The 14,585-nt window shown below is 31.9% G+C and carries 14 protein-coding genes; 7 read left to right on the top strand and 7 right to left on the bottom strand.

Features of this window, described 5'->3' with window-relative positions:
• The 3 genes from lacB to LQ615_RS04780 all read right to left on the bottom strand — a co-directional run bounded on the left by lacB (nt 1) and on the right by LQ615_RS04780 (nt 1,904).
• Nucleotides 1–516, bottom strand: coding sequence for a galactose-6-phosphate isomerase subunit LacB (gene lacB, locus LQ615_RS04770; protein WP_016998943.1), 516 nt, complete (start codon nt 514–516; stop codon nt 1–3).
• A 17-nt stretch (nt 517–533) separates the two neighbouring features.
• A complete protein-coding gene (lacA, locus tag LQ615_RS04775) occupies nt 534–962 on the bottom strand; it encodes a galactose-6-phosphate isomerase subunit LacA (RefSeq protein ID WP_016998942.1) in 429 nt (142 codons plus the stop codon).
• A 186-nt stretch (nt 963–1,148) separates the two neighbouring features.
• Entirely contained in the window at nt 1,149–1,904 is a 756-nt protein-coding gene (locus LQ615_RS04780; protein WP_064211393.1) for a DeoR/GlpR family DNA-binding transcription regulator, read from the bottom strand.
• Nucleotides 1,905–2,323: 419 nt separating this feature from the next.
• On the opposite strand from LQ615_RS04780, the gene LQ615_RS04785 reads away from it, so the two are divergent.
• The 4 genes from LQ615_RS04785 to brnQ all read left to right on the top strand — a co-directional run bounded on the left by LQ615_RS04785 (nt 2,324) and on the right by brnQ (nt 8,340).
• Nucleotides 2,324–4,714, top strand: a complete 2,391-nt coding sequence (locus tag LQ615_RS04785; protein ID WP_070045021.1) for an MMPL family transporter — start codon at nt 2,324–2,326, stop codon at nt 4,712–4,714.
• Nucleotides 4,715–4,728: 14 nt separating this feature from the next.
• Nucleotides 4,729–5,658, top strand: a complete 930-nt coding sequence (locus LQ615_RS04790; RefSeq protein ID WP_016998939.1) for a glycine betaine ABC transporter substrate-binding protein — start codon at nt 4,729–4,731, stop codon at nt 5,656–5,658.
• A 231-nt stretch (nt 5,659–5,889) separates the two neighbouring features.
• A complete protein-coding gene (locus LQ615_RS04795; protein WP_016998938.1) occupies nt 5,890–6,438 on the top strand; it encodes a TetR/AcrR family transcriptional regulator in 549 nt (182 codons plus the stop codon).
• Nucleotides 6,439–6,975: 537 nt separating this feature from the next.
• Entirely contained in the window at nt 6,976–8,340 is a 1,365-nt protein-coding gene (gene brnQ, locus LQ615_RS04800) for a branched-chain amino acid transport system II carrier protein (protein WP_070045020.1), read from the top strand.
• Nucleotides 8,341–8,379: 39 nt separating this feature from the next.
• Here brnQ and LQ615_RS04805 read toward each other — a convergent pair whose 3' ends face one another.
• Nucleotides 8,380–8,805 carry a MaoC family dehydratase gene (locus LQ615_RS04805; RefSeq protein ID WP_070045019.1) on the bottom strand — a complete coding sequence of 142 codons (426 nt, stop codon included), beginning with the start codon at nt 8,803–8,805 and terminating at the stop codon, nt 8,380–8,382.
• Nucleotides 8,802–9,980, bottom strand: coding sequence for a hydroxymethylglutaryl-CoA synthase (locus LQ615_RS04810; protein WP_070045018.1), 1,179 nt, complete (start codon nt 9,978–9,980; stop codon nt 8,802–8,804). The genes LQ615_RS04805 and LQ615_RS04810 overlap by 4 nt, the downstream gene beginning before the upstream one ends.
• Before the next feature lie 101 nt (nt 9,981–10,081).
• On the opposite strand from LQ615_RS04810, the gene LQ615_RS04815 reads away from it, so the two are divergent.
• The 3 genes from LQ615_RS04815 to LQ615_RS04825 all read left to right on the top strand — a co-directional run bounded on the left by LQ615_RS04815 (nt 10,082) and on the right by LQ615_RS04825 (nt 13,655).
• Entirely contained in the window at nt 10,082–11,239 is a 1,158-nt protein-coding gene (locus LQ615_RS04815; protein ID WP_070045017.1) for a thiolase family protein, read from the top strand.
• Nucleotides 11,239–12,516: a hydroxymethylglutaryl-CoA reductase, degradative gene (locus LQ615_RS04820; RefSeq protein ID WP_016998933.1), complete on the top strand. Its 1,278-nt coding sequence runs from the start codon at nt 11,239–11,241 to the stop codon at nt 12,514–12,516. The genes LQ615_RS04815 and LQ615_RS04820 overlap by 1 nt, the downstream gene beginning before the upstream one ends.
• A gap of 395 nt (nt 12,517–12,911) precedes the next feature.
• Nucleotides 12,912–13,655 carry an alpha/beta fold hydrolase gene (locus LQ615_RS04825; RefSeq protein WP_239703735.1) on the top strand — a complete coding sequence of 248 codons (744 nt, stop codon included), beginning with the start codon at nt 12,912–12,914 and terminating at the stop codon, nt 13,653–13,655.
• Nucleotides 13,656–13,676: 21 nt separating this feature from the next.
• Here the strand turns inward: LQ615_RS04825 and LQ615_RS04830 are convergent, their stop codons facing one another.
• Together LQ615_RS04830 and LQ615_RS04835 are read right to left on the bottom strand one after the other, a co-directional pair.
• On the bottom strand, nt 13,677–13,823 hold the full coding sequence (locus LQ615_RS04830) for a hypothetical protein (protein ID WP_239706023.1): 147 nt from the start codon (nt 13,821–13,823) through the stop codon (nt 13,677–13,679).
• 163 nt (nt 13,824–13,986) lie between these two features.
• Nucleotides 13,987–14,508 carry a TetR/AcrR family transcriptional regulator gene (locus LQ615_RS04835; protein ID WP_239703734.1) on the bottom strand — a complete coding sequence of 174 codons (522 nt, stop codon included), beginning with the start codon at nt 14,506–14,508 and terminating at the stop codon, nt 13,987–13,989.
• Nucleotides 14,509–14,585: the final 77 nt, after the last annotated feature.

Here is a 14,585-nt window from a genome sequence, read left to right on the forward strand (position 1 = left end):
TTAATCATGATATTCACCTTTATCCCACTTCTCTAAAAATTCATCAAAGAAATGAGCGTCTGTTTGGCTTTCACTTTGACCTTCTAAATATTTAATTTTAGAAATAAGCTTTTTATTCTCTTCTGTAGGTTTATATTCAGCTTCAATAAAAGCTTCAATAATATCGCACATTAATAATTCACCAATGATTTTGCCTCCAAATCCAATCACGTTCGCATTTAATTCTTCTTTAGCATAAATAGCAGAAGTCATATCTCTTACTAGAGCAGAACGTACACCTGGAACTTTATTAACAGCATTATTTATACCAACGCCAGTCCCACATATACATACACCCAAATCTGCTTCTCCAGTTATTACTGCTTCTCCGACCTTTTTTCCGTAAATAGGATAATGTGTTCTCGCAAAATCATAAGTACCACAATCAATCACTTCATGACCAAGCGTTTTTAAAAATTGTGAAACTGCCATTTTTGTATCTGTAACAATATGATCACAACCAATTGCAATCTTCATCTATATTTCCTCCTCATTTAGCACATTTTATTTAACATATCGACACGAATTTGATGTCTTCCACCATCATATTTAGCGTTAATAAACTCTTGAACAATGTTAATTGCGAGTTGTTCTCCAACAATTTCTGAACCTATCGTAATCATTCTCGAATTATTATGTTCCCTTGTCATATATGCTGATCTTTCTTCGGAAACTTCAGCAGCAATCATGCCTTTAATTTTTGTTGCTACCATGAAACTGCCTGCTCCGTATGCATCTATTGCAATACCTAAATTTTCTTCATTTGTTTGAACTTCTTTAACAACAGCTAAGGTCGCATCTACGAAGTCAACATCATTACCTTCTGTAGCATCTACAACTTTATAATTGTTTTTCAATAAATATTGTTTGATACGTGATTTTAGATTTTTCCCATGCTCATCTGAACCAATTACGACATTCATTCAAATCTTCCTTTCTATTTGTTTATTTCTTGTTGCTTTAAACAATATAAACGCTTACAAAATGATTATGTTTAGATTATAAACGTAAACGAACATATAATCAACATTTATTGTTCGATTTTGTTTAAATAATATAAAAAAAGACAAAATCTGTTTAGATTTTGTCTTTTATCGTTTAGTTCTTGTTTATATAATGACTTCTGTATAATCTGCTATTATTTTATTTTTGTCTTCGTCTTTACCATCAGTTATGACACCGTTTAATGATTTCAAATCACAAAATGAAACGAAATCTTCTTTTCCTATTTTTGATGAGTCAACGAGCAAATATTTCTCTATAGAATTTCTAAGCGCTAATTTTTGAGTGTATGCTTCTTCATGTGAAGATGTCATAACATCCATTCCTTTTACGCCATTAGCGCTGAAGAACATTTTACTAAACCTCATTGTTTCTAATGCACTATTCGTCATATCTCCTGCAAATGATTCTGTAATTTCTCTCATTTCTCCACCAATTAAATAGACTTTGAAATATTCATTTTTCTTTTTAAACAAAATATTAAATACAGGCAAACAGTTTGTTATAACTGATAAATTTTTATTATGAATTTCTTCCGCTAATAATTCTACAGTTGTACCTGGCCCTAAAAACACTGAGTTTCCTTCTTCAATAAGAGTAGCTGCTTTTTTAGCTATTTGTTTTTTCTCTTCAATATATTGTGTATGTTTCTCTTTATGTGACATTTCTTTATATTGAAAGGCTGAGTTACTTCTTGCCCCACCATGTATTTTGGTTAATATGCCTTGTTCATCTAATTCAGCTAAATCCCGTCTTATTGTCATATCAGAAACATTGAGTTCTTCAACTATTTCAGCAATTCTTATTGATCCTTTTCGATTAACTAAGTCAGTTATTTCATCTAATCTATCATATTTATTCAATTCTTATGACCCCCTTTATATTATTGTTCGTTTTACAATAAAGTTGTTTGAAAAAGAAACATTTACTTATTAATATATCAGACTTTGTTTGATTATGTTTAATTTTTATTAATATTTAACAAATTAATTACTTTTATAAAACTAACTTCATTTGTTGTTACTAATTTTCATTTTTCAATACTTATTCATACATTTTTACTTGAATTTATAAATTAAATGCCAACAAACTTCTAAAAGTGTTGCATTATTCAACACAAGTTTAAAATTATTGGTGTCTTCTTATTGTATAGAGTGTTAGTGTAATCTTATCAAACCGAAATGAAGTATGAAGTGGTGCGCTATTCATAAATATGGATAGTTTTTTTAATTTACCATTCAATTTGTACTGACATTTAAAAATATTTTAGGAGGAAATCGTTTTGGCGAAATTTTTATACAAGCTAGGAACATTTATAGCTCAGAAAAAATGGTTAGCGGTATTTGCTTGGATTATACTAATAGCAGTTATCGTATTACCTTTAACGTTAAATGCACCAAAGTTTGATGATGATATTCAAATGAATGGTTTAAAATCACTAGATACTAATGAAAAAATTAATAAAGAATTTCATCAGGATAGTGAAAAAGCATCAATGCGTATTGTCTTTCATTCCCAATCTGAAAATGGGATAAATGATAAAGACACTAAAAAAGATATTGAAAAAACGTTAGACGATATTAAACAAGATGATGATGACATCTTAAATGTCTCTAATCCTTATGAAAGTAAACAAATCAACGACGACAAAGATACTGCAATTGCAGATATTAATTACGTTGTATCGCAAACTTCATTAAAAGATTCTTCTAAAAATAATATCATGCACGAATTAAATAAATTAGAAGATGATCATAATCTACAAATTGAAACGACAGAAGGCACATCATCTGATGTAGATATCGGTGGTATGTCTGAAGTTATCGGTGTCATTGTAGCATTTGTTATTTTACTTATAACATTCGGTTCATTAATCGCTGCTGGTATGCCAATTATCAGTGCTGTAATCGGACTAGGTTCTAGTATTGGTTTAATAGGGCTACTGACTTACGTGTTCGATATACCTAATGTCACACTGACACTGGCAGTAATGATTGGTCTTGCCGTCGGTATTGACTATTCACTATTTATTCTATTTAGATATAAAGAAGTATCCAAAACTGAAAAAGATCCAATTAAAGCAATAGGTATGGCAGTTGGGACAGCTGGTAGTGCCGTTATCTTTGCTGGTATCACAGTAATTATTGCTGTTTGTGGTTTATCTCTAGTAGGTATCGAATTCCTAGCAGTAATGGGTTATGCATCAGCTATCAGTGTTCTATTCGCTGTATTAGCAGCATTAACATTATTACCAGCGTTTATCAGTATATTCCATAAACATATTAAAATTAAAAATAAGAAAAATACAGATAATAAAGGGTACGATACACCATGGTCTAACTTTGTAGTTGGCAAACCTGTTATCGCTGTTATTTTAAGTTTAGTTGTTTTAGGTTTAGCGATTATACCTGTCGCACAAATGCGCCTAGGTATGCCTGATGACGGTATGAAACCTGCAGATTCATCTGCATATAAAGCAAATGAATTAGTCTCTAAAGAGTTTGGAGAAGGTTATAACGGTCAAATTGTTATGTTAATCAATACAAAAGACAATGGTAGTGAAAATACAATTAAACGTAATCTAGATAATGTTCGAGACGACTTAGAAGATCTAGATAGCGTCGACAAAGTATCTTCACCACAGTTAACAAACAACAATAACTATGCATTGTTAGCAATAACACCTGAAGAAGGTCCTAATGCTGTTTCAACAAACGATTTAGTTTATGACTTAAGAGATTATGATGACCAAGCACAAGACAAATATGACTTTAATACTGAAATTTCTGGACAAAGTGTTATTAACATAGATATGTCTAAAAAATTAAATGATGCTATACCAGTATTCGCTGGCGTTATCGTAGCTCTAGCATTCGTACTATTACTATTCGTATTCCGTTCAATCCTAGTACCATTAAAAGCTGTTCTAGGCTTTGTTCTATCATTAATGGCAACATTAGGATTCACAACATTCGTTATGCAAGAAGGTTTCTTAAGCGGATTATTCGGAATTGATGCTACAGGTCCAATCTTGGCATTCTTACCTGTCATTACAATAGGTCTCTTGTTCGGTTTAGCAATTGACTATGAATTATTCTTAATGTCACGTGTTCACGAAGAGTTCAGCAAAACAGGAGATAACGCACATTCTATTAAAGTTGGTATTAAACAAAGTGGTCCTGTAATTGTTGCAGCAGCACTTATTATGTTCAGTGTATTCATCGCATTCGTTTTCCAAGATGATGTAACCATCAAGTCCATGGGTATTTCTCTAGCATTTGGTGTGTTATTCGATGCATTCATCGTTCGTATGACACTGATACCAGCACTTACAAAACTATTCGGTAACGCTTCATGGTATATGCCTAAATGGTTAGACCGTCTCTTACCTAGAATAGATGTTGAAGGTCACGCTTTACAAGAAGGTTCAGAAGAAGATACTCATAATAGTACTTATAACTTTGGCGTAGACCCAAATAATCAAAATGTTGAACAAAGAACAACTAATTTATTCAAAGATTTATCAAATGATTCTTCAGATCAAATGATACTATTCAATGCATTAATGCTTTACGCAAAAGAATATAATCCTTCCGTTTATGACAAATATATTAATCAGGAAGATTTAAAAGAAGATAATCAAGAAGACTTGAATGACGATAATAATGAGTAAAGGAGGTTCTCAGATTGTTTAAAAATAGTAAATTCAAAATAATTGGCCTCGTCACAACACTAATGATTGCAATGATATTAAGTGCTTGTGGAAGTGGAAGTTCAGAAGAAAATTCATCTACTAATCTAGGCGGAAAAGAAATCGAAATTCCGTATAAAGGGGATAATTCAGCAGCACGTTCACTTGTTATCGCTGAAGTATTGAAAGATGTAGGCTATGATGTCGTAACTACGCCGGTACCTGCTAGCGGACCATTGTATTCAGCAACATCAGAAAACTCTAACTCGTTTAACGCAGCTGGTATTTTTCCGTCAACAGACAAAAGTTATTTAAATAAATATGATAACTTAGAAGTTTACGATGATAAAAATATAATTGATGAAGCAAATGTTTCATTGGCAGTGCCTAAATATATGAAAGATGTAGACTCAATTGATGATTTAAAAAATGATAATGATTTAGGAAAATCAGTAGATTGGACAATCACGGGTACAGATAATAGAAACGGTGTTATGAAAGAAACAAATGAAGCATTAAAAGATAATGATTTCAGTGATTGGAAACTTGATAAATCTTCAGATGAAGAAATGTTAAAAACAATTCAAGAAAAATATAAAAAACAACAACCTATCATCTTCACTGGAACTCAACCCCACTGGATATTCGAAGAAATGGATTTCAAAATGTTAGACGATCCGGATAAAATATATGGCAGTGGTAAAGAACACGTAAACTTAGTATTCAATAAAAACTTCAAAAACAATCATCCAGCAGCTTATAAAATAGCGACACGTATTGCTAATGATTGGAATGAAGATGACGAAAAAGAGTTATCTAAAAAAATCTATGTGGATAACGAAGACCCACAAAAAGTAGCTGAAGATTACGTTAATAATCATGAAAGTAAAAAAGATAAATGGACTGAAGGCATAAAAGAAAATTAATGTTATAGGTCTAGGGAGTAGGATTGAAAAAATTTGATACAATCACTTTTTCAATCCAGTCACCTACTGCCAATTTAATGATAGAGCCCGAGACAATTGTTTTTGTCTCGGGCTCTTCTTTTTGTATTTTATTTAAATTCTCATTTTATATAATGGATTTTATTTGTTATAAGTTGGTGAATACATTAATATGAGTTTATGAATTCCGTAACCAAAAAGGAGAATTTTACAGTGTATTCGTCTGCGCAAAAAAGAACAGTCCAACACATTACTCAAACTTCTTTTGACTTATTGCATGAAACAGATTTTGATCAACTAACTGTTCAAAAGATCTGTAAAGAAGCAGAAGTTAATCGAAGTACATTTTATCGTTACTTTGAAGATAAATTTGATTTACTCTATCATATTACACAATACATAGCAGAACTTTTATATAACGAAGTAAAAGCTTCACGTTATGATTCGTTATTCGAAGCTACAATCCATTATGTATATAACAATAGAGAGCTACTTAATCACGTAATTAATACATCACATCACGTAGATGTTTTTAATGAATTAACCAAAATAAGTAGTAGACTTTTACAAGAGTTTGCTCCGGTTAATGATGACCCGATATGTAAAAAAGTACGAAACTCAAGCCATCCAGATTTAGTAAGTGATTTCTATGGCAGTGGGATTATACATGTAATCAAACAATGGCATAACAATAAATATGATTATACTATTGAAGAACTATTAGAAATAGTAGAAGAAGGCCCAGACAGTATTTTTGAGTAGAAAACACTACCTCAAAAATACTGTTTTTTTAGGGCTTGAAATTTTATTAATGATTCTGAATGTTGCACGTGATGCTCGTCTTGCAATATCCTGACCTTATATGTTGCACGTGGCACTCGTCTTGCAACATCCTGACCCTCTATGTTGCACGTGGCACTCGTCTTGCAACATCCTGACCTTATATGTTGCACGTGACACTCGTCTTGCTACATCCTGACCTTATATGTTGCACGTGATGCTCGTCTTGCAATATTCAGTGCCTTTCTACCTCCAGATTTCCCAACGCTTATACTTAATACTATATTACAATAAATTCACCTAAGTCTTCTTTCTTTTTTTATAACATTCTTATTTCTCTCAAAACCTTATTGACTTGAATGTCTATAAAAATATAAGATAGTTCATATACAATGCAGTTTGTAATTAATTTATTCATAATTAATTATATTATTACAACTTTTTTGTAATTTTATAGGTTGTAGTGGATAAAAATCACTTACTATTCCGCTAAAATAATAATGGAGGATACATGCAAATATCATGAAAACAAAATTAACAATAAAAGAGAATATTTTTATTGGATCCATGCTATTTGGTTTGTTTTTTGGAGCAGGCAATTTAATCTTTCCGCTTCATTTAGGCCAATTAGCTGGTTCTAACGTATTTACCGCGAATTTAGGATTCTTAATTACTGCAATTGGTTTACCTTTCTTAGGTATTGTTGCTATTGGAATATCTAAAACAAGCGGTATTTTTGAGATATCTTCCAGAGTCAGCGTGATCTATGCTTATATATTCACGATTGCTCTATATCTCGTAATCGGACCATTCTTTGCTTTACCAAGGTTAGCTACGACTTCTTTTGAAATTGCTTTTTCACCTTTTATTTCAAGTTCGTCTAGTACATTATACTTATCTATTTTTAGTATTTTATTCTTTGCAATAGCTTGGTTTTTCGCAAGAAAACCTTCCAAAATTTTAGATTATATTGGAAAGTTTTTAAACCCAATATTTTTAGTTTTACTAGGTATTGTTATTCTTTTAGCTTTTATAAATCCTATGGGTGGTATTTCAGAAGCTCCGATTGATCCTAAATATGACAAGAGTTCATTATTATCTGGTTTCATAGATGGTTATAATACACTAGATGCTTTAGCTTCACTAGCTTTCGGTGTAATTATAGTCTCAACAATTAAAAAATTAGGCATAACAAGTCCGAATGGTATTGCTAAAGAAACAATTAAATCTGGGACAATTAGCATTGTTTTAATGGGTGTTATTTATAGCTTATTAGCTTTTATGGGAACAATGAGTCTTGGCCACTTCAAAATCAGTGAAAATGGCGGTATTGCTTTAGCTCAAATTGCTCAATATTACCTAGGAAATTACGGCATTATCATTTTAGGTTTAATTATTATTGTCGCATGTTTAAAAACAGCTATCGGGCTTATCACTGCTTTTTCAGAAACATTCGTAGACCTATTTCCAAAACAAAATTACTTAGTATTAGCTACAGTAGTAAGTATTATGTCATGTGTGTTTGCAAACGTTGGATTAACTAAAATTATCACTTATTCAACACCTGTACTGATGTTCTTATATCCACTTGCAATCACTTTAATATTACTAACACTATTCAGTCCTTTATTTAATCATTCAAGAACGGTCTATCGTTTCACTACATATTTCACAATGATTGCTTCTTTTGTAGACGGAGTTCAAGCGAGCCCTGAAGTATTCTTAAACACAAAATTTGCTCAAGTTGTTATTTCATTCGGTGAAAAATGGTTACCATTTTTTGATATTGGAATGGGCTGGCTACTTCCGTCTATTTTAGGTTTTGTAATTGGCTTAAGCGTATATAAACTAACTAAAAATCAAAACAAAAAAATTCCTGCTTAAGAATAATAAAACGCGCTTTCAAATTGAAAGCGCGTTTTATTATCTTTTTATAAGTGCTGTTAATTCTGCTTGGTATACTTTTATGTTTTTATCATTAAATGTTGATAAACGAACAGTGAGTAACCCTTGTTCATCATTTAATACTTTCTTGTTAATGACTTCGGCTCGTACACTTAATACATCTGTTGGATATACTGGCTTAATAAATTTAACAGCTTCCATCTTAGTCCCGGCAATCACATCATCACCATACTTACCCTCTTCCACCCATAATTTGAATGATAAAGCGAGCGTATGAATACCTGATGCTATAATACCTTGAAACATACCTTGACTAGCTTTTTCATGATCTAAATGCATGTATTGCGGATCAAACTCACTAGCAAATTTTTTAACATCTTCTTCAGTTAAAGAATATGGTTTTGTTTCAAATATATCACCAATGGAAAATTCATCTAGTTTCATGATTCATTTCCTTGTTGTTTATAGTTTCTAATATGACCTTCGATACTATCTAAATATACTTTTGTATATGGATCTTGCGTTAATTCTTGCTCAAGGTCAAATTCTCCATTATCAAAGCGATTAAAGAAATGTTCGTATTCTTCTACAGTCAGTTCTTTTCGAGATTTAAGCATATCTAAATGTCTTTCTTTATCTAACATTTTCTCATAGCCCGGTACAAGTGAACCGCTGAATATTTCCCCTACTGCTCCTGATCCGTAACTAAATAAACAGATTTTTTGGTCATCTTTAAATTCGTGATTTTCAAGTAAAGATATTAAACTTAAGTATAATGAACCTGTATAAATATTCCCTACATCACGGTTATAGTTAACAGAATCTTGATATGCATCCATCAATCTATTTTTTGTTGAATCTTCTACGTTTTCGCTTAAAATAGTCTTAAAGGCTTTTTGTCCCATTTTAGTAAATGGCACATGGAAACAGAATGATTCAAAATCATTCAAACCATATTTAGTTCTTTTAGTGTATTCATTCCAAAGTGTATTGAAAGAATCAATATATGCGTCTTTAGATAAAGCTCCATCAACTACTGGATATTTTTCAGATGTTGGACGCCAGAAATCATATACGTTTGTGGTATGTGCAACACTGTCGTCGTTTAACGTCAAAATTCTAGGGTTGTGGCTAATTAGCATTGCTACTGCACCAGCACCTTGTGTAGGTTCTCCACCAGAGTTTAAACCATAACGTGCAATGTCTGAAGCAATGACAAGAACTTTCTTGTCTGGACGATTAGATAAGAAATCTTTAGCTAATTGAATAGCTGCTGTAGCTGAATAACATGCTTCTTTCATTTCTATACAACGTGCAAATGGTTGTATATTAAGCATGCTGTGTATTTCTATAGATGCTGCTTTAGAATGATCAACACCAGATTCTGTAGCAACGACTACCATTTCGATATCTTTTTTGTCTTCTTCAGTTAACATATTTTGAGCTGCGTTGACACCCATAGAGATTATATCTTGGCTCACGGGATTTACAGCCATTTTTGTTTGGCCAATTCCAATCGTAAATTTTTCTGGTTCTATTTGACGTGCTTTTGCTAAATCAGTCATACTGACATAGAAGTTTGGGATATAAAAATCTAATTTATCAATACCTATTATCATAATAAATTCCTTTCGAGGTTTATTTTATAATAAAATCATATCAAATGAGGGTATTTAATTACAAATATTAATTAATAAATTTATAAAAGGAGATACAATTCATGAAAAAAGTTGTTATCGTAAGTGCTCAAAGAACACCTGTAGGAAAATTTAGAGGGAAATTAAGCCGTTATTCAGCGGTGGAACTTGGCACTTTTGCCTTAAAATCTGCTATAGATAAAATTCAAATAAATCCAACTCAAATACAAAATGTTATTTTCGGAAATGTTATTCAATCTGGCAGTGGTCAAAACCCTGCTCGACAAATCGGTATTAATTCAGGTGTCCCATACAAGACGCCAGCAATGACAGTAAATGAAGTATGTGGATCTGGCCTAAAATCTATTATTTTAGGTAAACAACTCATACAATTAGGAGAAGCTGAGGTTGTAGCTGTTGGTGGTATCGAAAGCATGACAAATGCTCCAGAACTTATTTTTAAAAAGGACACTGCTCCTGTAAAAAGTTTTATGCATGATGGTTTAACAGATGTATTTAATCAAATACCAATGGGTTTAACAGCTGAACGTATTGCTGAAAAGTATGAAGTAAGTCGTGTAGAACAAGATGAATTTGCGTTAAATTCTCATTTGAAAGCTCATGAAGCAATTCAAGCAGGTAAATTTGATAAGGAAATTGTTCCACTCGAAGATACAAACGGCGAAATGATGAATGCTGACGAATTAGTTAGACCTGAAAGTAACATGGAAGATTTAGGTTCTTTAAAAACAATCTTTAAAGAAGACGGTACGATTACAGCTGGAAATGCATCAGCATTAAGCGATGGCGCATCTGCTTTAATCCTAATGGATGAAGACTATGCTAAAGAACACAATTATACAATTTTAGCTACGTTAGGAGAACATTCAGAAATAGGTTGTGATCCTTTATATATGGGATACGCACCTTTTTATGCAGTTGAAGCATTGCTCAACAAAGTTAACAAAACTATCGAAGATATAGATTTAGTAGAAATGACTGAGGCTTTCTCAGCTCAAAGTATACCAGTTAAGAAAAATTTAAATATTCCAGATGAGATTTTCAACATATATGGTGGCGCAATTGCTTTAGGACATCCGTTAGGCTCCACAGGGTCAAGACTTGTTACAACTTTATCTTATGCACTACATCAAGAGAATAAACAAACTGGTATCGCGACAGCTTGTATCGGTGGTGGCTTAGGTATTGCTTTAATGATAGAAAGAGGAGCAGATCAATAATGGAAAAATTAACAAAAGACTTTAGACATTTATCTCGATTAGAGAAAATTGAACAACTCAAAAAACATGGTTGGCTAAATGAAGAATCTGAACAAATCCTACACAATCATTCTGTAATAGATAAAGAACTATTAGATAATTTAATTGAAAATGTTATTGGACAAGGTACTCTGCCAATAGGTATATTGCCAGAAATAATAGTAAACGACAAAGCATATGTTGTTCCTATGATGGTCGAAGAACCTTCAGTCGTCGCAGCTGCAAGTTACGGCTCAAAACTTTTTAACAATACGGGCGGTCTAAAAATCATTAAGACTGGAACAACAAAGTTAGGGCAAATTGTATTTGATCAAGTGAGCAATACAACAGAACTAAGTAAACAAATATATACATTAGAAGAACAAATCCATAAAGTAGCCGACAAAGTGTACCCGTCCATCAAGAAAAGAGGCGGAGGATATCAAAAAATAGAAATAGATGAATTCCCTAAAGAACACATGCTTTCCTTAAAAGTCCATGTGGATACATGCGATGCAATGGGGGCTAACATTATCAACACTATACTTGAAGGTATTGCGAGCTACTTAGAAACAGAACTCGATAACAAGGAAATATTGATGAGCATCCTTTCCAATTACAACACAACATCTGTTGTACGTATCGAGGGTAAAATAAACATCAAAGATTTAGAGAAAAATGGTATGAGTGGAGAAGAAGTTGCATATCGTATGGAAAGAGCATCTGTATTAGCTCACATAGATCCATATAGAGCTGTCACACACAACAAAGGAGTTATGAATGGTATTAGCTCAGTCGTGTTAGTTACAGGCAATGATACAAGAAGCGTAGAAGCAAGCGCACATGCATATGCTAGTAAAGATGGACAATATCGAGGATTAACAACATGGAAATTTGATAAAGAAAACAAACAACTTATCGGCAGTATTGAACTACCACTAGCAATCGGAACAATAGGTGGTGGTATCGGTCTGTTACCAGCATCAAAAGTTGCATTAGACATACTAAACGTACAAACATCACAAGAACTAGGACACGTAATGGCAGCAGTTGGGTTAGCACAGAACTTCTCAGCATGTAGAGCGCTCGTTTCAGAAGGCATACAACAAGGACATATGAACCTACACTATAAATCACTCGCGATTAAAATAGGTGCCAAAGGAGACGAAATACACGCTGTAACAACAGCCTTAAAACAATCATCTAACCCAAATCTGACTACAGCTGAAGAAATATTAAAAGAAATTAGAAGTAAATAGTAAGAAAAAGAGCTAGGGAGATAAATCCTTAGCTCTTTTTTTGATGTGATGATCAAAAAAGTAAGAGTTGTTACTGTTGTTGGATTAAATATTATGTGAATACACGTAGAGGATCTCTTGTTGGATTTTCTATCTCATTAATCCAAGTACATGCCCTCTTATTGGATTTTCTAACTCATTAATCCAAGTAGACACTCTCTTTTTTTGAGGTATAGAGCGCAAGAAAGTTGCAAGAGAAGGTCCACGTGCAACATATTTTACGTAAATATTGTATCAAACTTCTTCAAATTTGATCTTATGTTATAATACGTTAATATTTACTGAATATTCAAATTTACAAAATTATAAATATAGTTTAATGGTTATATATATGACATAGAAGAGAGGCGTAGATTTTGCGTAAAATTTATTTTTTAAGTGGTTTAGGTAGTCATCGATTATATCTAAAAGATTTACAAAAGTATTTCTCAAGTATTCATTTAATTCAAATTGACCTACCTGGTCACGGTTTAAACTATGATTTAAACGTTCAATCTCTTGAAGATCTTGAAAAATGGTTTTTATCAAATATAAATGAAGAAAAAGTAACTGTCGTAGGACATTCGTTAGGAGCTGATTTATTAGTACATCTGTCTAAGTCCATTAAGAAAATTAAAAACATCATATTACTTGATGGTGGTATATTCTCATTGAATCAGTTGAGTTATGACTTTGATAAGGAAATAACAGATGTAATAACCCATTTAAAGAATCAAACATTCGACAATATAGAGTCTCTGCTAAAAGAAGAAAAAAAAGGCTACAGACAATGGACTAAAAATCTTGAAGAAGCCTCAATTGCAAGAATGTATTGCAACTGCAGTACGAAAAAGTACGAAATGGCTTTAAATCAAGACAGTATTAAAAATTTATTATCATTAAGACGAAATATAAAAATTCCAGATTTCTCAAATATTGAAGCAAACATTCTTATTTTACTACCTAGTATTCAAGACAAATTTATAGAACAAATAAAAATACAAAACATACCAAAAACAATTGAAACACATACTATTCCAGACAGTGGTCATGATATTTACCTTGATAATCCTGAAGCTGTTAATATAAAAATTAATGAGTGGCTTAAAGATAAAAGTTGATAAGTTTTAAATAAGCGAATATTATATATAAATTAAACACGGATAAGCATGCATAGATTTTTCTAGGTGTGATTTCATAGCTTTTTTAATAATATCTTTAGTTGTTAGCGCTTTGAGTATTTCATTATGTTCTTCAATTACTTCCAACATTCTACCCTGACTTTTCAATCCTTGTGTTCCTATCAAATGTCTTAAATATGTCTTATCACTAAAAAATAATCAGCACCAAATACCCCTCTTACTAGTGACAACACTAAGAGGGGTTTGGTGATACCTATGGAAGTTGTATTATAAAAACATTATACTAAATCTCCTATAAAATGTAAATATTTCATCGAATTTCTTCAATATGTGGTTCTAATAAATACCATAATTTATTACTTAATTCATCTATAGAACATGGTCTAGATTTTTCTATCCACCAAACAATTACGCCTACAATCGCCGATGCTAGGAATTGTATTGTTATTTCATTATTTTCTTGTTTAATATTCGACTTAAATTTATCTGTTAGTGTCTGTTTCAGTACGTTTAAATCTGATTTTTGTACCAATTTCTTAAGTATTTCGTATTGTTTATCTATAACTTTAAATATTTCACGGATGCTTTCCTGTGCATCATCTCTCTCGGACATGAAATTAGCACATTTTTCAATTCCCTCTGCCATTATAAAATCTATTGCGTGGTCAAGGATGTCATATTTATCGATAAAATTTAAATAAATAGTACCTCTATTAATATTAGATTCTTCTGCTATATCTTTCATAGATATTTTAGCAATATCCTTTTCTTGCATTAATTTTATAAAACTTTCAATAATAAGTTGTTGTGATTTTTCTTTCCTCTTATCCATAATAACTCCTTTTTTCTCAACAATTTTTAATATGTGTGCATTAAACATCATTATCTACTTTTTGTTTATTGAGTTTA

The organism is Mammaliicoccus sp. C-M13 (assembly GCF_022386845.1).
Classification (GTDB): Bacteria; Bacillota; Bacilli; order Staphylococcales; family Staphylococcaceae; genus Mammaliicoccus; species Mammaliicoccus lentus.

Bases quoted from the DNA above. Each gene is read 5' to 3' on its own strand.
- LQ615_RS04805 (WP_070045019.1), bottom strand. From the start codon at position 8,805: ATGAAACTAGATGAATTTTCCATTGGTGATATATTTGAAACAAAACCA.
- LQ615_RS04820 (WP_016998933.1), top strand. From the start codon at position 11,239: ATGGAAAAATTAACAAAAGACTTTAGACATTTATCTCGATTAGAGAAA.
- LQ615_RS04835 (WP_239703734.1), bottom strand. From the start codon at position 14,508: ATGGATAAGAGGAAAGAAAAATCACAACAACTTATTATTGAAAGTTTT.
- LQ615_RS04810 (WP_070045018.1), bottom strand. From the start codon at position 9,980: ATGATAATAGGTATTGATAAATTAGATTTTTATATCCCAAACTTCTAT.
- LQ615_RS04815 (WP_070045017.1), top strand. From the start codon at position 10,082: ATGAAAAAAGTTGTTATCGTAAGTGCTCAAAGAACACCTGTAGGAAAA.
- lacB (WP_016998943.1), bottom strand. From the start codon at position 516: ATGAAGATTGCAATTGGTTGTGATCATATTGTTACAGATACAAAAATG.
- lacA (WP_016998942.1), bottom strand. From the start codon at position 962: ATGAATGTCGTAATTGGTTCAGATGAGCATGGGAAAAATCTAAAATCA.